The sequence below is a fragment of the Deinococcus carri genome, assembly GCF_039545055.1.
Classification (GTDB): Bacteria; Deinococcota; Deinococci; order Deinococcales; family Deinococcaceae; genus Deinococcus; species Deinococcus carri.
The window spans coordinates 507,392-526,081 of sequence record NZ_BAABRP010000001.1 but is presented as its reverse complement, the minus strand read 5'-3'; the positions used below and the strand labels follow the sequence as shown (position 1 = coordinate 526,081).

Below are 18,690 nucleotides of genomic sequence, written 5' to 3'. Positions count from 1 at the left end.
GGCTGAGGGCTGAGAGCTTCCCCCCTACCTCCCCGCCAGTGTCCCCCAGATCGCCGGATTCGCCACCCAGCCGTACCAGAGGTTGGGCAGGATGCCCAGCACCGTCACGCCGATGATACCCAGCGCGACCGTGAAGGTGGTGGCGGTGCGCTCGCCGTGGGCGTACTCGCGGGCGGGGGTGCGGTCGGGCATGAACATCAGCATGGCGGGGCGCAGGTAGTACACCAGCGCGGCGACGCTGGCGAGGGCGGCGAGGACACTGAGCCACACGTACCCGCTCTGGAGCGCCGCCTGAAACGCCAGGTACTTGCCGAAGAAGCCCGCGAAGGGCGGCAGCCCCGCCAGCGAGGCCAGGCACGCCGCGAGCGCGACCGCGTAGGCCGGGTGGCGGTAGTACAGGCCGCGCAGGTCGCTGATCTCCATGCCCCTCTCGCTGCGTTGCAACGCCGCGACGATGGCGAGGGCGGCGGCGGTCATCAGCGTGTAGATCAGCAGATAGTACGCCAGCGCCGCGCCGCCCACGCCCGGCGTACCCAGCAGCGTCAGGGCCAGGAAGCCGGTGTGGGCGACCGCCGAGTACGCCAGCATTCGCTTGAAGTTGGTCTGGAACAGCGCGGCGGCGTTCCCGACGATCAGCGTCACGGCGATCAGAATCTGGAGGACGGCCGCCCAGCCCGGCGCGTTCTGGAGCGCCCCGCCGAACACGCGCAGCATTCCGGCAAAGGCGGCCACCTTCACGACCGTGCTCAGAAAGAGGCTCACGCTGGTGGGTGCGCCGCTGTACACGTCCGGCGTCCACTGGTGGAACGGGGCCAGCGCGACCTTGAACGCGAAGCCCGCCAGCATCAGCAGCGCCCCGCCGACCAGCACGCCGAGGTTCCCCGGCGTGAGGCCCGCCGTTCGGGCGGCGATTTCGGCGTAGTTCAGGCTGCCGGTCGCGCCGTACACGAAGGCGATGCCGTAGATCAGGATGGCGCTGCCCGCCGCCCCCAGCAGGAAGTATTTCAGGCCCGATTCCTCCGCCGGGCGCGACTCCTGCAAGGTGGCGAGGACGTACCCGCTGAGGCTCATGACCTCCAGGCCGATCAGCAGGGTGATCAGGTCGCCGGAAAAGGCGATCAGCAGCGTGCCGGTGATCGCGTACATCAGCATCGCGTCGAACTCCGGAAAGCTGACGCGGGCGCGGTAGGCGGTGTCCAGGCTCACCAGCAGCGTCATCGCGCTGCCGATCAGGATGGTCAGCCCCAGCAGAATCGCGGCGTTGTCGGCTTGCAGCGACCCGCCGAAGGCCGTCGCGCCGCTGTTCCAGAGCGTGCCCATGCTGACGCCGCTCAGCACCAGCAGCACCAGATTGATGATGGTAAGCGCCCGGCGGGGCAGGTAAAAGCCCAGCACGGTACTGGCGAGTGCCCCGGCCAGCACGATCAGGATGGGCAGCATGGGCGCGAGGTGGACTTCAGGAACGGTCAGCATTCAACTTCCCCCCAGGGCCGCGAGAACACCGCGCACGGCGGGCTGGATCAGGTTCAGGGCCGGGGCCGAGTACACCCCGAAGAAGAGGGCGACCGCCAGCGGCAGCCCCAGCACCAGCCACTCGGTGTGCCGCAGGTCGGCCACCCGGACCCCGCCCAGCGGCCGCCCCTGCCAGAAGGTCGTTTGGAAGGCGGTCAGGGCATAGGCGGCCGCGGCGATGGTGGACAGACCCGCGACAAAGGTCAGCCACGGCTGCACCTGATACGCGCCCAGCAGCACACTGAACTCGCCCACGAACCCGGCCAGCCCCGGCACCGCGATCGAGGCGAACCACAGCGCCAGCGTCATCCCGCCCAGCGCGCCCGCCTGCGTCATCACGCCGCCCACGCGCGTGTGGACACTGCCGACCCGCTCCTGCAACATCCCGACCGCCAGGAACAGCGCGCCCGTGTACACATTCTGGAAGGCCAGCAGGTACATCGCCCCGATGGTCGCCGTCTCGTTCAGGCTGAACACCCCCAGCGCCACGAAGCCCATATGCGAGAGGCCCGCGTAGGCCAGCAGCCGTTTCCAGTCCGTCTGCCGGAAGGCGATCCAGGCCGCGTACAGGGCGGTGAAGGCCGCCAGGCCCATCAGGATCGGGCGCAATTCCAGGCTGGCGTCGGGAAAGAGGGGCAGCGCGAACTGGAAGAGGCCGTAGCCGCCCACCTTGTAGAGCGTGCCCATCACGTCCGGCACGCCGCTGTCGTGGTTCTGCTCGTGAAAGTCGGGCAGCCAGGCGTGCAGCGGCCACAGCGGCAGCTTGACCGCCATCGCCGCCAGGAAGCCCAGATAGAGCCAGGTCTGCGACGCGCCCCGCACCGGGTACTGCACCAGGTCCGCCAGCGCGAAGGTGGGGCTGCCCCCGTAATACTTCACGCCGATGATGGACAGCAGCATCAGCAGGCTGCCGAACAGCGTGTAGGCGGCGAACTTCACCAGCGCGCGCATCCGGTTCGGCTTGCCGTAGATCGCCAACATCAGCAGGGCGGGCAGCAGCGCGTCCTCGAAGAACACGTAGAACAGCACCAGGTCGCGCGCCGCGAAGATGCCCAGCAGCCCCGTCTCCATTGCCAGCACCAGCGAGAGCATCGTGCCGGGGTTCTCCACCCGCCGCGCGGCGTACAGTACCGCGATAAAGGACATGAAGGCCGTCACCAGCGCCAGCGTCAGGCTCACGCCATCCAGCGCCACCGAGTACGTCACGCCCAGCGCGGGCACCCAGTTCACGCTGAACAGCTCCGCCCCGCCCCCCCGCCAGATCAGCAGGCCGAGGCCCAGCGTCAGCGCCGCGACAAACCCCGCGACCTCCTCCCGCCAGCGTTTCGGCGTGGCGAGCAGCAGCAGGCTGCCCAGGAGGGGCAGGAAAATCATCAGGTGAATCATGCGTGCCCTCCGGGCAGGTCGAACGGTCTGACGGTCAAACGGTCCAGAGAAGAGCGCAGAGCCGGGGCGTCATCCCGCGCACCGCGTCCCGCGTACCGCGCCCCCCTCACAACCCACCCCCCCCAATCGTCTTCAGCGCCCAGTACCCGATAATCAGCGCCGTTCCCAGCAGCATTGACACCGCATAAGCGCGCACGAAGCCGCTCTGCCAGAGGGCAAAGAGGCCTCCGGGCGCGGCGCTGTTGCGGGCAATTCCGCCCAGGGTGCTGTCCACGCCCCGGTCCACCGCGTCCAGCCCTTCCGCGATGGCGCGGCTGGGAAAGCTGAACAGGCCGTCGTACACGCGGTCGAGGTAGAGCGCGTTGCTGCTGGCCTGCCCCAGCGGCCCATTCGCCAGGGCGCGGCGGCGATGCTCGGCCAGCGCCCACAGCAGGCCGCCGACGCCCGCCAGGACCGCCAGCGCGGTCAGCAGCCACTCGGTCGCCACCGGAATCTCGTGCGGATGCAGGGGAATCGCGCGGCCCAGGTAGGTGTCGAAAGCGTGCCCGCCCCCCAGGAAGGCCGGGATATTCAGGAATCCGGCGAGGGTGGCAAGTGCGGCGAGGATGCCCAGCGGCACCTTCATCAGCCCGTCGGCCTCGTGGGGGTGGGCGACGTGGCCGCGGCCAGCTCCACCACGGTACGGGCCGCGCCAGACCAGGAAGTACCAGCGGCCCATGTAGAAGGCGGTCAGCAGCGCCACGCCCAGTCCCACCACGTACAGCAGCGGGTCAGCGGTGAAGGCGGCGGCCAGGATCGCGTCCTTGCTGAAAAAGCCGCTCCAGATGGGAATGCCCGAGATGGCGAGGACGCCCATCAACGCCGCCACGTGCGTGAAGGGCATGAACTTCCGCATCCCGCCCATCGCGCGCACGTCCTGTTCCTCGTGCAGGGCGTGAATCACGGCCCCCGCCGACAGGAACAGCAGCGCCTTGAAGAAGGCGTGGGTCAGCAGGTGGAACACGCCCGCCGAGTAGGCGTGCAGGCCCACCGCCATGAACATGTACCCGAGCTGCGAGACGGTGGAATACGCCAGGATTTTCTTGATGTCGTGCTGGTTGAGGGCCGACAGCGCCCCGTAGAGCGCGGTGAGGCCACCCACCCAAGCCACCCACGTCGAGGCCGTCGGCGCGAGGTCGTACAGGAAGTGGCTGCGGGCAATCAGATACACGCCCGCCGTGACCATCGTGGCCGCGTGGATGAGGGCTGAGACAGGGGTGGGGCCAGCCATCGCGTCCGGCAGCCAGGTCGTCAGGGGAAGCTGGCCGCTCTTGCCCACCGCGCCCACCAGCAGGAACAGGCAGGCCAGCTCAATGCCCGCCTGGGCCACCTGCGCGCCCGCCACCCGCCCGGCCAGTTCGGGAATCACCAGCGTGCCGTACAGCTTGTACAGCAGGAACATCCCCAGCATGAACCCCAGGTCCCCGATACGGTTCATGATGAAGGCCTTGCGGGCGGCGTTGGAGTTGGCGACACCCTCGCGGTCGCTGGCCTCGCGGAGGTCCCGGTTGGACGCCTCCGAGTTGCGCCCGCTGAACCAGAAGCCGATCAGCAGGTAGGAGGCCATACCCACGCCTTCCCACCCCACGAACATGAGGGGATAGGAGTCGGCCAGCACCAGGATCAGCATCATCGCCACGAAGAAGTTCAGGAACGCGAAGAAGCGCGCGAACTTGGGGTCATGGCCCATGTAGCTGATGGAATAGAGGTGAATCAGGAAGCCCACGCCGGTGATGATCAGGGCCATCAGGGCGCTGAGCTGGTCGAGGTAGAAGCCGACGGCGAGGTTGGCGTTGAGCGCCATGTTGGGCAGCCAGGTCCACAGCACCTCGTGGGCGGGCGTTTGCGTCTGGCCGAGATACCGCAGCACGGCGACGACGAAGCTCGCCAGCACCGTGGCCGACCCCAGCCAGCCCGCCGACCGGCCGGGAAACAGGCGCGGGAACAGCATCAGCAGCGCGAAACCGAGCAGCGGAAAGAGGGGGAGCAGGTACAGGGGCACGCGCCACTCAGCCTTTCAGGGTGGCGAGGTCGTCCACGTTGGTGGTCTCGCGCTTGCGGAAGATGGACACGATGATGGCGAGGCCAATCGCCACCTCGGCGGCGGCCAGCGTCATCACGATAAAGACGGCGGTCTGCGCGGTCAGGTCGCCCCAGGCGCGGGCAAAGGCCACCAGCGCGAGGTTCGCCGCGTTGAGCATCAGCTCCACCGACAGGAAAATCATGATCGCGGTGCGCCGCGTCAGCACGCCGATCATGCCGATGGCAAAGAGCAGGCCCGACAGGGCGACGTAGTAGGCGGTGGGGGCCATCAGGCACGCCCCCTTTCCGGCACCAGGGTTTCGGTCTGGAGGTCCGGCGAGGTGGGCAGCGCCGCGCCCTCCGCATCCGTCACGCCGTCGGGCTGCGGCACGGGCCGCTGCACCAGCGCAATGGCCCCCACAATCGCCACCAGCAGCAGGATGCTGACCGCCTCGAAGGGCAGCAGGAAGCGCGTCAGCAGCACCTCCCCGACCGGCCCCGCGTTGCCGCCCCGCAACGCCGCCGCCCCCTCCGCCAGCGAGCGCGGGTCGCGGTAGGTGAAGGCCAGCACCGCAAAAGCCCCCGCCAGCACCACCCCGCCGATACCCGCCAGCTCCCGCACGAACGGCACTGGGTCACGCCCGCGCACCGGCTGGTTCGCGTTCAGCAGCATGATCACGAACAGGAACAGCACCATGATCGCCCCGGCGTACACGATCACCTGCGTCGCCGCCAGAAACCCCGCATTCAGGCTGGCAAACAGCCCCGCCACGCTCAGCAGCGTGCCCACCAGCCCCAGCGCCGCATGAACCGCATTCCGCGCCGCGACGGTGATGACCGCGCCGACCAGCGCGAGGGCACCCAGGAGGATGAAGGCGATCATGGGCGCACCCGTAGGGTGGGTGTGGGTTGTGGGCTGTGGGTTGTGGGTTGTGGGAGGCGGGACGCGGTGCGCGGTGCGCGGGGTGCCCTCTGCCATCGGCCTTCTGCCATCTGCCTCTTCATCTCGGGTACTCCACCCCCTCCAGTTCCGGCCTCGGTCCCTGGGGCACCTGGAAGCCGAGGCGGACGGGTTTGCCGGTGCGGGCGGCCTCGCGGCGCTGGGGCAGGGAGCCTTCCACGCTCACGAGCATGTCTTCCTTGCCGTACACGAAGTCGCGGTAGCGGTAGTCGGCCATCTCGAACTCGTTGCCCAGGACCACCGCGCCGGTCGGGCAGGCTTCCTCGCACAGGCCGCAGAAGATGCAGCGCAGCATGTTGATCTCGTAGACCTTCGCGTAGCGTTCGCCGGGACTCGTGGGGTTCAGCGGGTCGTTCTCGGCGGCCTCCACGTAGATGGCGTAGGCGGGGCAGACGGCGGCGCACAGCGAGCAGCCGATGCACTTTTCCAGCCCGGTCCCCGGATGGCGGGTCAGGACGTGCCGCCCGCGAAACCGTGGCTGGAGCGTCGCGCGCTGCTCCGGGTAACTGACCGTCACCGGCTTCTGAAAGAGCTTGCCGAGGGTGACGCCCATGCCCTTGGCGATGTCAAGAACGCCCATGTGAACCTCCGGGGGAGCCGCCAGCTTCCAGCCGCCAGCAGACAGCAGACAAAGGCCAAAGCCCACGCTGGCTGGAAGCTGGCTGCTGGTCGCTGGCTGCCCTGAATGAAAACTGCGTGTCCAGACCGTCGCTGCGCCCCATCAGTCGCCCCCCAGCGGGCGAACCCGCGCGCCTTCCGCTTCCCGGCGCTGCGTGGGCGTGTTCCACAGGGCGCGCACGCGGTCGCTCAGGGCGAAGAGGAGGAGCAGTCCGGCGAGGCTCAGCAGGGCCAGCAGCCACAGGCCCACGCCGCGCCCGAAGGCGAGGAAGGCGGCGGTCATTAGCGTGTTGGCGAGGGCGACGGGCAGCACCAGCTTCCAGCCGAAGCGCATGAGTTGGTCGTAGCGCAGGCGGGGCAGTGTGGCGCGCACCCAGATGAACAGGAACAGGAAGAAGGCGATTTTCACGACTAGCCAGATAATCGGCCAGCCGGAGATGCCGGGAATCAGACCGTCCAGGAACACCGGCCCCCGGTAGCCACCGAAAAAGAGGGTCGCCATGATGGCGGAGGCGGTGATCATGTTCACGTACTCGGCCATCTGAAACAGCGCCCACTTGATCGCGGAATACTCGGTCAGGTACCCGGCCACGAGTTCCTGTTCGGCCTCGGGCAGGTCGAAGGGCGTGCGGTTGGTTTCGGCAAAGGAGCTGACCAGAAACAGCGCGAAGCCCAGCACCTGAAAGAGAATCAACCACCCGTTCGCGGCTTGCCACTCCACGAGGCGGACGAAGGACGTGCTGCCCACCAGCATCAGCAGGCCCAGGACGCTCAGGCCCATGCCGAGTTCGTAACTGATCATCTGCGCGCTGGAACGGAGGCCGCCCAGAATCGGGTACTTGCTGCCCGACGCCCAGCCGCCTAGAAAGATGCCGTAGACGCCCATGCTGGTCAGCGCCAGCAGCGCAAGAATGCCCGCGTCGAGCTGGTACACCCAGGGGTCGGTCCCGAACAGGCTGCGGGGCGGCCCAGCGGGAATCCCCCCAAAGGCCGTCAGCGCCATGCCGATGGCGACAATCGGCGCGAGCGTGTACACCAGCTTGTCGGCCAGGGTGACGCTGAGGTCCTCCTTGAAGATGCTCTTGATGGCGTCCGCCAGCGGTTGCAGCAGGCCACCCGGCCCCACGCGATTCGGCCCCACGCGAATCTGCATCCGCGCCAGCAACCGCCGCTCGATCAGGGTCATGTACGCGAAGGTCGTCAGCAGCGCAAAGGCCACCAGCACGGCCTTGAGCAGGGTAATGAGAAGCTGGGCGAGCCAGTCAGGCATGGGGGACTCCTTCGGAGGGCAGAAGGCAGGTGGCAGAAGGCAGAAGGCAGAAGGCCCGTTCCCTGGCTGATGGCTGACGGCTGAAAGCTGACCGCTCCCCCATCAGTCGTCCCCCCCCACCGGCAGTGCCCCGTCCTGTCCCGTCAGTTGCCAGGTGGCGATGCGGTCCGCGCGGTCGGGCACGCGGCTGCCGCGCCGCTCGGGGTTGGCGTGCATCCGCTCCTTCCAGAGTTGCGGAGTGTGTGGCAGGGCGGGGGCCGTGAACGTCACGCCTAGCGGGCGAATGACGCCGCTCTCCGGCAGGTCGGTCAGGTCTACGCCCAGGCGGTCCGCCAGGAGGGCCTGCGCCGACTTCAGACCGCGGATGCGGGTGCGGACGCCCAGCGCCTCGGCCAGCGCGGTCAGCGTGCGGATCAGGTCGGCCCCCTCGCCCGCGCTCAGCGCCGCCTGCCGCAGCGGGAGGAGGCGGCCTTCGAGGTTCACGGTCGTCCCACGCTTCTCGTAGTTGGTGACGGCGGGGAGGACCACATCGGCCAGCCGCGCCGTAGCAGTCAGGTGCGTGTCGTGGACGATGGTGAAGCCGCGTGCGCGCCCTGGCAGACCGTGAGTGGCGGGGTCCAGCCGCGAGATGAACGCCGCCCGTGCCTCCTCCAGCCGGTCATAGCCGAGGCCTCCGGCGCGCGGGACGAGGTTCAGGTGCGCCAGCCCCTTGCTGTTCGGCCCGGCGGAGATGGGCAGCACTTTCGCGCCGGTCCGGGTCACGAGGTCGGCCAGTTGCGCGGTGAACTCCCGCGTGACGGTGTTCAGCACGTCCGCGCCGAGAATCAGCACCGGCTTCTTCACTTCCGCAAGGAGCTTTGCCGCCGCGCGCAGGTCGTCGGTGTCGGGCCTCATCAGCCGGGCGAGGGCGTTGTGCCCGTTGGCGGAGACGCGCATTCCGGCATGGGCCGAGAGCCGCGACTCGCCACCGATGACCGCGAGGCGTTCGGGGTGGCGGGTGGGGCGTTCCACCAGGCGCAGGTCGGCAATCGCGGTGCCGTGCGGGAACTCGGGCGGGAGGATGCCACCGCGCAGCATCTCCAGCACGCGCAGTTCCAGCACCGGGGCTTCCTCGCCCAGGTCCGCGCCCAGCACAATGACAGCGTCGGCAGTCGCCACGTCCGTCAGGGTGGCAGTCGTCTCCACGTTCGCCGCGTAGCGCGGCCAGTGGTCCACCGAGGGTGTGTCCGTCAGCCCCGCGAGGGTCTCCAGCGCCGCCCCCTCCTCCAGCGTGCTGTCGGCATTCAGGTACAGGGCGAGGTCGGCTGGGTTCATTCCGGTCAGGCCGCGGCGGATGGCGAGAATGGCCCCGTCCCAGTCACTAGGCCGCAATTCGCCGTCCACGCGCACCAGCGGCACGGTCAGACGGTCCTCCGAGGCGAAGACGTGCCCGAAGCGGCCCGCGTCGCAAATCCAGACCTCGTTCACCTCGCGGTTCTCGCGGGCGACGACGCGCTCCAGGCGTCCATTGCGCGCGTCGGCCGTAATCGAGCAACCGACCGGGCAGAGGGTGCAGGTCGTCGGCGTGTGGTCGTATTCCCAGTTGCGGCCCCGGAAGCGGGCCACGTTGTCCAGCAGCGCCCCCACCGGACAGATGTCGGTGATGTTGCCCTGGAAGCCGGTGGGCAGGCCACCTTCCTCCGTGTCGATAAAGGTGTGGCCGCCGCGCTCGATGAAGTCCAGCACCTCCTGGCCCGGCACTTCCTCGAAGTAACGCACGCAGCGTTTGCAGTGGATGCAGCGCTCCTGGTCGAGAATCACGAAGTCGGAGAGCGGGTAATGCTTGTCGGCGTGGCGGCGGTCGAAGCCGAAGCGGCTCGCGCCGTAGCCGTACTCGAAGGCGCGGTCTTGCAGCTCGCACGCGCCGCCCTTGTCGCAGGTGGGGCAGTCGAGCGGGTGGTTCAGGAGGGTGAACTCCATCATGCCCGCCTGCGCCTTCGCCACCACGTCCGAGGTCTTGGCGGTGCGGATATGCATCCCGTCGGTCGCCTGCATCGTGCAGGCCGCCATCGGCTTGGGGAACCAGAAAATTTTGGGCTGGCCGCTCTCGTCCAGTTCGAAGTTCCCGTCCTTGCCCTTGCGCGGCGAGCCGGATTCCACCAGGCACATCCGGCACGCGCCCACCGGCGAGAGGTAACTGTGCGCGCAGAAATACGGCACGTCCCGCCCGGCGGCGAACACGGCGTCGATGCCGCTGGTGCCCGCCGGGAGGTCGAGGGGGATGCCGTCGACAACGACTTTCATGGTTGCTCCTTGGGGCGGGCGCAGATGGCCGAAGGCAGAAGGCAGAAGGCCATGAACGCCTTTGCTTCAGCTCCCTTCACCATCTGCCATCTGCTTTCTGCCATCTGCATTACGACTCCCTCCACCGCGACCGCGCCGAATACATCGCCTGCCCGGTCTGCGCCAGCACGTCGTATTCCTCGCGGAAGAGCTTGATGCTGCTCAGCACCGGCCCCAGGCAGGCGTCCGCGAGGGCGCAGAAGCTCCGGCCGCCGATGTTGTCGCTCATGTCGAGGATCAGTTGCACGTCGCTGGGCTGACCGTGGCCGCGCACGAGCTTCTCGTACATCCGCACCATCCAGCCGCTGATGCCCTCGCGGCAGGGCGTGCATTTGCCGCAGGACTCGTGCCCGTAGAAGCGCACCAAATTCCAGGTGACGTTCACGATGCAGTCGGCGCGGGGAACCAGGGTGACGCCGCCCGTGCCGAGCATGGAGCCAGCGGCGGCCACGCTCTCGTAGTCCATCGGCGTGTCCAGCGTCTTGTCGTCCCAGGGGAGCATCGGGCAACTGGAGCCGCCGGGAATGACGGCCTTGATGTCCTCCAGCGGGCCGCCTGCCCAGTCGTAGATGAGTTCGCGGAAGGTGGTGCCCAGCGGGAGTTCGTACACGCCGGGGCGGCGCACCGGGCCGGAAATCTGGAAGAGCTTCATGCCCTTGCTCTTCTCGGTGCCCATGCGGGCGTGCCAGTCCGCGCCGTACTTCAGGATTTGGGTGGCCGCGCAGAAGGTTTCGACGTTGTTGATGGTGGTGGGCATCCCGTACAGCCCGGCGGCGGCGGGAAAGGGCGGCTTGAGGCGCGGGTTGGCGCGCAGCCCTTCCAGGGAGTTCATCAGCGCGGTTTCCTCGCCGCAGATGTACGCCCCGGCCCCCCGGTGGACTTGCAGGTCGAAGTCGAAGCCGCTGCCCAGCACGTTCTTGCCGAGGAGGCCCGCCGCCCGCGCCTCGTGGATGGCGGCCCACACCCGCTCGGCGGCGTGGACGTACTCTCCGCGAATGTAGATGTAGCCCACCGAGGCACGCATGGCGTAGCCGCCGATCAGCATCCCCTCAATGAGCTGGTGCGGGTCTTCCGACAGCAGATAGCGGTCCTTGAAGCTGCCCGGCTCGGACTCGTCGGCGTTGCAGATGATGTAGTGCTGCTTGCCGTCGTTCAGCGGCATGAAGGACCACTTCAGCCCGGTGGCGAAGCCCGCGCCGCCGCGCCCGCGCAGGCCCGATTTCTTGACTTCCTCGATGACGGCGTCCGGTCCCATCGCAAAGGCCCGGCGCACCGCCTGATACCCCCCGTGACGCTGGTAGTAGTCGAGCGTCCAGCTTTCCGGCTGCCCGACGTGGGCGTAGAGGGTGGGGGCAAAGCGGGGGTCCTTGCCGCTGGTGATGGGTTTGGGGGCGGGTTCCGCGACGGTCACGCTTCACCTCCGGCGAGTGGGGCGAGGTCGTGGATGCTGGCCCCGACCCGCTCCCCCTTGGCCGTCATCTGCCGCCCGTCTTCCCGCACGGTGACAGGGACGGGGTTGTCGGGTGGGGGCGGGGCATCGGCGCGCATGGCGGCAAGCAGGCGGTCACACTTCGTCCGGGTGACCTGCTCGTAATAGCCCTCGTCGTTCAGTTGCACTACCGGGGCCGTCCCGCAGGAGCCGAGGCATTCCACCTTCTGCACGCTGAAGCGTCCGTCCGCCGTCACCTCGCCCGGCTGCACGTCCAGCACCGAGACGAGGTGGTCCCACAGCTCATCACTGCCCGCCAGCGCGCACATCAGCGTCGAGCAGACCTGGAGGTGGTACCGCCCGGTCGGCAGCGTATGGTAGGTGGAATAGAAGCTCATGACGGAGCGGACCTCGGTGGCGGTCGTGCCGCACAGCCTGGCAATTTCGGCCATGTGCGCTTCCGACACGTACCCCAGCGCGTCCTGCACTTCCCGCAGCAGCGGCATCAGCGCCGAGCGGCGGCCCTGCGGAGTGGCAGGGTAGCGGCTGAAGATGTCGGTGACGAGGAGTTGTTTGTCTGCGAAGTAGGTCAAGCCTAGCCTCCAACCTTTTGAAGTACCCGGATGTACTTGGCCGCAACCACAGCGGGAGCGAGAAACAACGCGCAGATCAGCGCCGTGGTGCCGTCCACGCCCGTTTCCCTTTGGAAGAGGTCGAACACGAGCAGGAGGATCACAGCAGCGGCCAGGACCATGCCCATCACCAAACCCCAGCGCAAGGAGGCGGCCATTCGGGGCTTGAGCGATGCCTGGGTCCCCTGAGCAAACCGCAGCAGCACGGCGAGGAGCGAAAGGCAGGCGAGTATGCCCAGCGTTCCGGCCAGGAACATCAGCGCAGCCCAGCCCCAGCCCTTCAACGGCGCTTGCCCCAACACCACGAAGCTGCCGCTCACGACTGCGGCGGAGTAGCACAGGAGCACCACTCCAGGCACGCCTCCCAAGAGGAGATCAGAAAGCAAATCACGCCTCACGTCCGAACCCGTGACACTGAGATGGCTCACCTATCCACATCCCCCAGCACCGGGTCAATCGTCGCCAGAATCGTGATCAGGTCCGCGAACTGCGCGCCCACGCAGGCGTACTCCAGGGCTTGCAGGTTCACGAAGCTGGGCGCGCGAATCTTGACGCGGTAGGGCATCGAGCCGCCGTCCGACACGATGTAGTAGCCGACCTCGCCGCGGGCCGATTCGGTGGGCACGTAGACCTCGCCTACAGGCGGGTGAAAGCCCTCCGTCACCAGCTTGAAGTGGTGGATGACCGCCTCCATGCTGGTTTCGAGTTCGGGGCGCGGCGGCAGCGAAATCTTGCGGTTGGGGTCCTTGATGGGGCCGGGCGTGAGGCGCTTCAGTGCCTGCCGGACAATCTTCGCGCTCTCCCGGAACTCCATCAGTCGGAGCTGGAAGCGGGCCAGACTGTCTCCAGCCGTGGAGTAGGGCACCTCGAAATCGTAGGTCTCGTAGCCGCAGTAGGGGTTCGCCTTGCGGTTGTCGAGGGGCACGCCGGAGGCCCGCAGGTTCGGCCCGGTCAGCCCCAGGTCAATCGCCACATCACGCGGAATCACGCCGACGCCGGTCGCCCGGTCGAGGAAAATCGGGTTCCTGGCAAACAGCGTCTCGTACTCGTCCACGCCACGCTCGAAGGGGTCGAGGAAGGCGGCGACGCGGGCGGGCCAGTCTTCCGGGACATCGCGCGCGAGGCCGCCCACCCGGAAGTAGCCCTGATTCATCCGGTAGCCACATACCGCCTCGAACAGGTCCTGCAACGCCTCCTTTTCACGGAAGGCGTAGAAGAAGGGCGTCAGCGCGCCGAGGTCAAGCAGGCCCGTTCCGACAAACACCAGATGGGAGTGGATGCGCCCCAGCTCGTGCAGAATCACGCGGATGGTGGTGGCCCGCTCCGGCACCTCGGCCGAGAGGAGCTTTTCCACGCTCAGCACGTAGGCGAGTTCGTGGCCGAAGCAGTGCAGGTAATCGGTGCGCGGCGCGTAGGTCACGCCCTGGTGGTAGGTCCGGTGCTCGAAGGTCTTCTCGAACCCCGTGTGCAGGTAGCCCATGTGCGGCGTGACCCGGCGGACGTACTCGCCGTCCATGTCCACCACCAGCCGCAGCACGCCGTGCGTGGAGGGATGCTGCGGCCCCACGTTCAGGCTCATGATTTCGGTGTGCAGCAGGGCACCGCCGGCCGGGGGAGTGAGGGGTTCAGCGGTCATGGGGGGACCTCCGGGGGGTGCGCGGTACGCGGGACGCAGGACGCGGTGAAAGAACCTTTCTGCGCACCGCGCACTGCGCCCCACCTCCTGTCCTTCTCACTTCGGCCCCCCTTCCGGCATCACCGGCGGCACGCGGTCCTCGCCCTGGCCCCGGCGCAGTTCGCCGCGCCAGCCGGTCAGGCCCGCGTTCTGGCCGCTGAGGCCTGCGCGGAAGGCGGCGGGGTCGATAAAGCGGCCCTCGCGGAACATCGTGGGCGACTCCCCGATGGGGAAATCCTTGCGCAGGGGGTGGCCTTCGAGGTCGTCGGGCGTCAGAATCTTGCGGAGGTCGGGGTGGTCCACGAACTCCACGCCCAGCAGGTCGTACACCTCGCGCTCCAGGTAATTCGCCGCCCGCCACACGGGATACAGGCTGTCCAGCGGCTGCCCGTCGTCCAGCCAGACCCGCAGGAAGAGGCGGCGGTGGTCCTCGGGGTGGTAGACGTTGTGCAGGACGGCGAAGCGGGCGGGCCGACGCTCCGGGTAGGCCCCGTAATCCACGCCCACCGTGTCCATCAGCATGAAGCCGCGTTCCTTGAGGGCCAGCGCCACCTCGCGCAGCCGCTCGGGGGGGAGGGCGGCGGTGGGTTCGGTGCCGCCCTCCGCGGTCAGGCCGAGTTCGGCCATCAGCGCGGTCGCGTCCCGGCCCGTCCCCGCCGCCGTGGTGACGACGATCTGTTCCGGCATCTCTGTCCCCGTCACCTTGTCCACGCCTCCACCATCGGGAGTTCCTGGCTGCGTTCGTCGTAGGCCTCGCCGCGCACCTTTTTCTGAAGCTGCATCACGGCGTAGATCAGGGCTTCGGGGCGGGGCGGGCAACCGGGCACGAACACGTCCACCGGCACCACATGGTCCACGTTCTGCACGATGGCGTAGTTGTTGAACATGCCGCCCGAACTCGCGCAGGCCCCCATGCTGATCACCCACTTGGGATCGGGCATCTGGTCGTAGACCCGGCGCATGATCGGGGCCATCTTCTTGGAAAGCCGCCCGGCCACGATCATCACGTCTGCCTGCCGCGGCGAGGCGCGGAACACCTCCGAGCCGAAGCGGCTGAGGTCGTTGCGCCCATCGGTGCTGCTCATCATCTCGATGGCGCAGCACGCCAGCCCGAAGGTCGCGGGCCACAGGCTGTTGCTGCGCCCCCACGCCACCAGCTTTTCCAGACTGCTGAAGAGGACCCCCTCGGATTCGAGTTCCTGCCAGTCGCGGTCGAAGAGTTCCTTCAGGGCCATGTGCAAGCCTCCGCTTCGCGGCTTTGCAAGTCCAGTTGTTGCAGAGGGCGGAAGGCTGATGGCAGAAGGCAAAAAGTTCCTCGGCCATCAGCCTTCCGCCTTCTGCTTTCTGCATCCCTCACGCCCATTCCAGCACCCCTTTTTTCAGGATGTAGAAGTACCCCACCAGCAGTAGCCCCACGAACGTCACCGCTTCCCAGAAGGCGAAGGGCACCAGCTTCTGGTACGCCACCGCGAGGGGGTAGAAAAAGGCCGTCTCGATGTCGAAGACGATGAACAGCATGGCGACCAGGTAGAAATGCACCGGGAAGCGTTGGCCGGTGCCCACGCCACCGCCCTCGGGGTCGTTGCCGCTCTCGTAGGCCATCAGCTTGGCGCGCGTGGCCTTTTTCGGCCCTAGCAGCGCACTGGCGACGACCGCCAGCACCCCGATGCCCAGCGCGACCAGCAGCATGATCACGAAATTCGCGTACTCGATGGGAGTCTCCCTTCTGCCCTCGCCTCTTTCTGACACAGCTTGTGAAAAAACGCACGAAAGCAGTGAAAAAAAGAGATGCGGGCCTGACGAACCGAATCTGCAACCGACTTGTGGTACGCCACAGTTCTAGCACGGAAAAGCGTTTGGGGGAGCGCGAACGTCACGCAGCGCCGGAACCCTGGGGGGTTCGCGCTCCCCCAAAAGAGAGGTGCAGCGCCAGCAAACCCATCCGCGAGCGGGGAGGGCGCTGGAGTGGTCCTCCATCTGCGGGTACGTTCGCGCTTCCGGGCAGGAAAGTTGCGCTCTCAACGCAAAAAAGCAACACTACTGTTGCAGCCCGCCTTCGGGTGGGCTGAGGATTGAAACACCGGCCCTGGCATTGCGGCGCTCGGGCGTCAGTTTCGTTGCAGCCCGCCTTCGGGTGGGCTGAGGATTGAAACGCCCGCTGGCACGCCGACCCGAACATGCTCCGTTGCAGCCCGCCTTCGGGTGGGCTGAGGATTGAAACATGACCTCTGCTGTCATCCCCCTGACAGATGGGCCGCTTGCGTTGCAGCCCGCCTTCGGGTGGGCTGAGGATTGAAACAGGACGTCGAGGCGGAGGACAAGAACCGCGCCTGGGTTGCAGCCCGCCTTCGGGTGGGCTGAGGATTGAAACCGCACTTTCCGCCTGACCGGCGACGAGGGCCTGGGTTGCAGCCTGCCTTTGGGTGGGCTGAGGATTGAAACACCGGTCTTGGTGCGGTGTCCTGCCGACTCGGTTCGGCTGCAGCCCGCCTTCGGGTGGGCTAACGCAGCAGATACAGCGGCCCCTGGTCTACCTCCCCCTTCCCTAACTCAGCAGCTCGACGAAATCTTCCTCGTCGCTGTCCTGGGCCAGGGGGAGGGTGAAGGTGAAGGTCGACCCCCGGCCCCGTTCGGACTCGGCCCAGATGTGGCCACCGTGTTCCTCGACGGCCAGCTTGCAAAAGGCCAGGCCCATGCCGGTATCGAAGCGGCCATGCAGGGTCAGGCGGGACTGCTCGAAGGCGGCGAACAGGTTGGGCAGGTCCTCGGCGGGAATGCCCTCGCCATCGTCACAGACCAGGACGCGCGTTTCGTCACCCTCCTGCCAGACCTTGACCTGAATCACGCCGCCGGTGGTGGTGTGCTTCATGGCGTTGCTGATGAGGTTGGCCAGCACGCGGCGCAGGATCTCGGGGTCGGCGCGGGTGGGGCTGAGGCCGGGGGCGACCTCCACCCGCATGTGGCGCTCGCGCAGGCCGCTGCCCACGTCGCCGCGCGCCTGCTCGATCACCTCCTCGAACATCGGGCTGAAGACCAGTTCGGGACGCAGGTTCATCTTGCCCGCCTGAATCTTGCGGACATCAAGCATGTTGACGGCGAGGTGCAGCAGGTGCTGCGTCTCGTCTCGGGCGACCTTGACCAGTTCGCGGCTGTCGTCGGGCACACGGTCGTCGTCCCCGACCACTTCCAGCAGGCCCATCACGGCGGCGATGGGATTTTTGAGGTCGTGGACGAGCATATGCACGAGCTGGTCGCGCACGCGCTCCTCGTGCTCCCAGTCGTCCAGGCGGCGCTGAAGCTGGGCAATCCGGCCCTCCAGCTCGCGGTGTTGCCCGGCACGGGTCAGCAGGTTGCGCACCTGGAGGGCCAGGGCATCCGGGGCCGTGGCGTCGCTGACCAGGGCGTCCGCGCCCGCCGCGAGCAGCGCCCCCAGCCCCGCGCTGCCCACCCCGATCCACTGGGTGCCCGCCAGCTCGGCGCGCTGACGCAGCAGCGGCAGCACCTCGGCCAGCGGCACGCCGCGCGTATCGGCATACAGCAGCGCCACCGCGGGCGGATGGACGTGGGCCTCGCGCAGCAACGTCTCGGCGTCGGGGATGGCGTGGACCTGGGCCTGCCCCAGGGCGGGCGCGAGCAGGTCGGCCCGCGCGCGGTCGTGGGACACCACGAATACCACTGGGGAAGGAGCCACCTGAAAGTCGGCACTGGGCATGAGGTGCCGAGCAGTCTACTGTCGCCGCCCAGTCCGGGACGTCAGATATGCCACATCATAGGGACTCCGGCCCCAGCCGTTCCGGAAGCCGTCCTTGTTCCTGCTCCTTGCAGCCGGGTTTCGCAGGGAGGGCATACCTGCTCCACCGGAATTCGTGTCACCCTGCAACGGCAGCAAAAAGCGCGCCCCCGAACCCAGGCGGCGCGCCGGAAAGAATGTAGCGGTCTCCTCTCCTACCCCTTGACGCTCCCGGCCAGCAGGCCGCGCACGAAGTAGCGCCCCAGCAGGATGTACACCAGCAGGGTGGGCAGCGCCGCCAGAATCGCGCCCGCCATCGGCAGGTTCCAGCTCACCGCCTGCCCGCCCGCCAGTTGCGACAGCGCGTAGGTGACGGGCTGCGAGGTGGTGTTGGTCAGCGTGGCCGCGAACAGGAACTCGTTCCAGACCTGCGTGAACTCCCAGATCACCACCACCACGAAGGCGGGCACGCTCAGCGGCAGGATCACCTGGCGGTAAATGCTCCAGAAGCCCGCGCCGTCAATCGTGGCGGCCTCCACCAGCGCGTCGGGCACCTCGGCGTAGTAGTTGCGGAAGATCAGGGTGGTAATCGGCAGGCCGTACACGACGTGCGCCAGGATCAGTCCCCAGATGCTGCCGTACAGCCCCAGCGACTTGACGAACTGGAACAGCGGAATCAGCACCGCCTGATAGGGAATGAACATCCCGAACAGCATCAGCGCGAAGAGGATGTTCGCACCGCGAAACTGCCACTTGGACAGCGCGTAGCCGTTCAGCGACCCCAGAAATGCGGCCAGGATGGTGGACACGACGGCCAGAAACAGGCTGTTGCCGACGTTGCCGCCGATCTTGGCCCAGGCATCCGCGAAGCTGGCCCAGTTCAGGGCGCGCGGCCACTGCCAGGTCGTCGCCAGATTGATGGCGTCCGGCGTCTTGAGGGCCGTCGCTACCAGCAGGTAGATCGGCAGCAGGAAAAACAGCGCGGCGATCACCAGCAAGACGTACAGACCAATCCGGCCCAGGCCCGTCTTGCGGGAGGCGGGGGCGGGCTGCACGGTGGAGGCGGGAACGGTGGTGGTCATGGACGGGCCTCC

The 18,690-nt window shown here is 67.6% G+C and carries 17 protein-coding genes and 1 CRISPR repeat array; all 17 genes read right to left on the bottom strand.

The features are described from left to right. Window positions 1–24 precede the first annotated feature (24 nt). Window positions 25–1,473 carry an NADH-quinone oxidoreductase subunit N gene (locus ABEA67_RS02660; RefSeq protein WP_345460461.1) on the bottom strand — a complete coding sequence of 483 codons (1,449 nt, stop codon included), beginning with the start codon at window positions 1,471–1,473 and terminating at the stop codon, window positions 25–27. Beyond that, complete coding sequence (locus ABEA67_RS02655; RefSeq protein ID WP_345460458.1) at window positions 1,474–2,898, bottom strand: NADH-quinone oxidoreductase subunit M; 1,425 nt, start codon at window positions 2,896–2,898, stop codon at window positions 1,474–1,476. It lies immediately after the preceding gene. Window positions 2,899–3,004: 106 nt separating this feature from the next. Further along, window positions 3,005–4,939, bottom strand: coding sequence for an NADH-quinone oxidoreductase subunit L (gene nuoL / locus ABEA67_RS02650; RefSeq protein ID WP_345460455.1), 1,935 nt, complete (start codon window positions 4,937–4,939; stop codon window positions 3,005–3,007). A 7-nt stretch (window positions 4,940–4,946) separates the two neighbouring features. After that, a complete protein-coding gene (nuoK, locus tag ABEA67_RS02645) occupies window positions 4,947–5,249 on the bottom strand; it encodes an NADH-quinone oxidoreductase subunit NuoK (RefSeq protein ID WP_129119405.1) in 303 nt (100 codons plus the stop codon). Beyond that, window positions 5,249–5,842 (bottom strand): NADH-quinone oxidoreductase subunit J, encoded by a 594-nt coding sequence (locus ABEA67_RS02640; RefSeq protein ID WP_345460452.1) that lies wholly within the window; start codon window positions 5,840–5,842, stop codon window positions 5,249–5,251. Before ABEA67_RS02640 ends, nuoK begins: the two co-directional genes overlap by 1 nt. Window positions 5,843–5,960: 118 nt before the next feature. Then, window positions 5,961–6,500 (bottom strand): NADH-quinone oxidoreductase subunit NuoI, encoded by a 540-nt coding sequence (gene nuoI, locus ABEA67_RS02635; protein ID WP_345460449.1) that lies wholly within the window; start codon window positions 6,498–6,500, stop codon window positions 5,961–5,963. Between the two features lie 141 nt (window positions 6,501–6,641). Further along, window positions 6,642–7,808, bottom strand: a complete 1,167-nt coding sequence (gene nuoH, locus ABEA67_RS02630; protein WP_345460446.1) for an NADH-quinone oxidoreductase subunit NuoH — start codon at window positions 7,806–7,808, stop codon at window positions 6,642–6,644. Window positions 7,809–7,910: 102 nt separating this feature from the next. Next, on the bottom strand, window positions 7,911–10,091 hold the full coding sequence (gene nuoG / locus ABEA67_RS02625; RefSeq protein WP_345460443.1) for an NADH-quinone oxidoreductase subunit NuoG: 2,181 nt from the start codon (window positions 10,089–10,091) through the stop codon (window positions 7,911–7,913). Between the two features lie 109 nt (window positions 10,092–10,200). Further along, window positions 10,201–11,541: an NADH-quinone oxidoreductase subunit NuoF gene (gene nuoF, locus ABEA67_RS02620; RefSeq protein ID WP_345460440.1), complete on the bottom strand. Its 1,341-nt coding sequence runs from the start codon at window positions 11,539–11,541 to the stop codon at window positions 10,201–10,203. Next, complete coding sequence (nuoE, locus tag ABEA67_RS02615) at window positions 11,538–12,152, bottom strand: NADH-quinone oxidoreductase subunit NuoE (RefSeq protein WP_345460437.1); 615 nt, start codon at window positions 12,150–12,152, stop codon at window positions 11,538–11,540. The genes nuoF and nuoE overlap by 4 nt, the downstream gene beginning before the upstream one ends. 2 nt (window positions 12,153–12,154) lie before the next feature. Further along, entirely contained in the window at window positions 12,155–12,619 is a 465-nt protein-coding gene (locus ABEA67_RS02610) for a hypothetical protein (protein WP_345460434.1), read from the bottom strand. After that, a complete protein-coding gene (nuoD, locus tag ABEA67_RS02605) occupies window positions 12,616–13,827 on the bottom strand; it encodes an NADH dehydrogenase (quinone) subunit D (RefSeq protein WP_345460431.1) in 1,212 nt (403 codons plus the stop codon). The genes ABEA67_RS02610 and nuoD overlap by 4 nt, the downstream gene beginning before the upstream one ends. Before the next feature lie 96 nt (window positions 13,828–13,923). Continuing rightward, window positions 13,924–14,553 (bottom strand): NADH-quinone oxidoreductase subunit C, encoded by a 630-nt coding sequence (locus ABEA67_RS02600; protein WP_345461779.1) that lies wholly within the window; start codon window positions 14,551–14,553, stop codon window positions 13,924–13,926. Window positions 14,554–14,564: 11 nt separating this feature from the next. Further along, a complete protein-coding gene (locus ABEA67_RS02595) occupies window positions 14,565–15,101 on the bottom strand; it encodes a NuoB/complex I 20 kDa subunit family protein (protein ID WP_345460428.1) in 537 nt (178 codons plus the stop codon). Window positions 15,102–15,219: 118 nt separating this feature from the next. Then, window positions 15,220–15,555, bottom strand: a complete 336-nt coding sequence (locus ABEA67_RS02590) for an NADH-quinone oxidoreductase subunit A (RefSeq protein WP_345461776.1) — start codon at window positions 15,553–15,555, stop codon at window positions 15,220–15,222. Between the two features lie 353 nt (window positions 15,556–15,908). Then, window positions 15,909–16,308: a CRISPR direct-repeat array (repeat unit 37 nt; unit sequence GTTGCAGCCCGCCTTCGGGTGGGCTGAGGATTGAAAC). Between the two features lie 103 nt (window positions 16,309–16,411). Further along, window positions 16,412–17,578: a sensor histidine kinase gene (locus ABEA67_RS02585; RefSeq protein WP_345460425.1), complete on the bottom strand. Its 1,167-nt coding sequence runs from the start codon at window positions 17,576–17,578 to the stop codon at window positions 16,412–16,414. 233 nt (window positions 17,579–17,811) lie between these two features. After that, window positions 17,812–18,678, bottom strand: a complete 867-nt coding sequence (locus ABEA67_RS02580; RefSeq protein ID WP_345460422.1) for a carbohydrate ABC transporter permease — start codon at window positions 18,676–18,678, stop codon at window positions 17,812–17,814. Window positions 18,679–18,690: the final 12 nt, after the last annotated feature.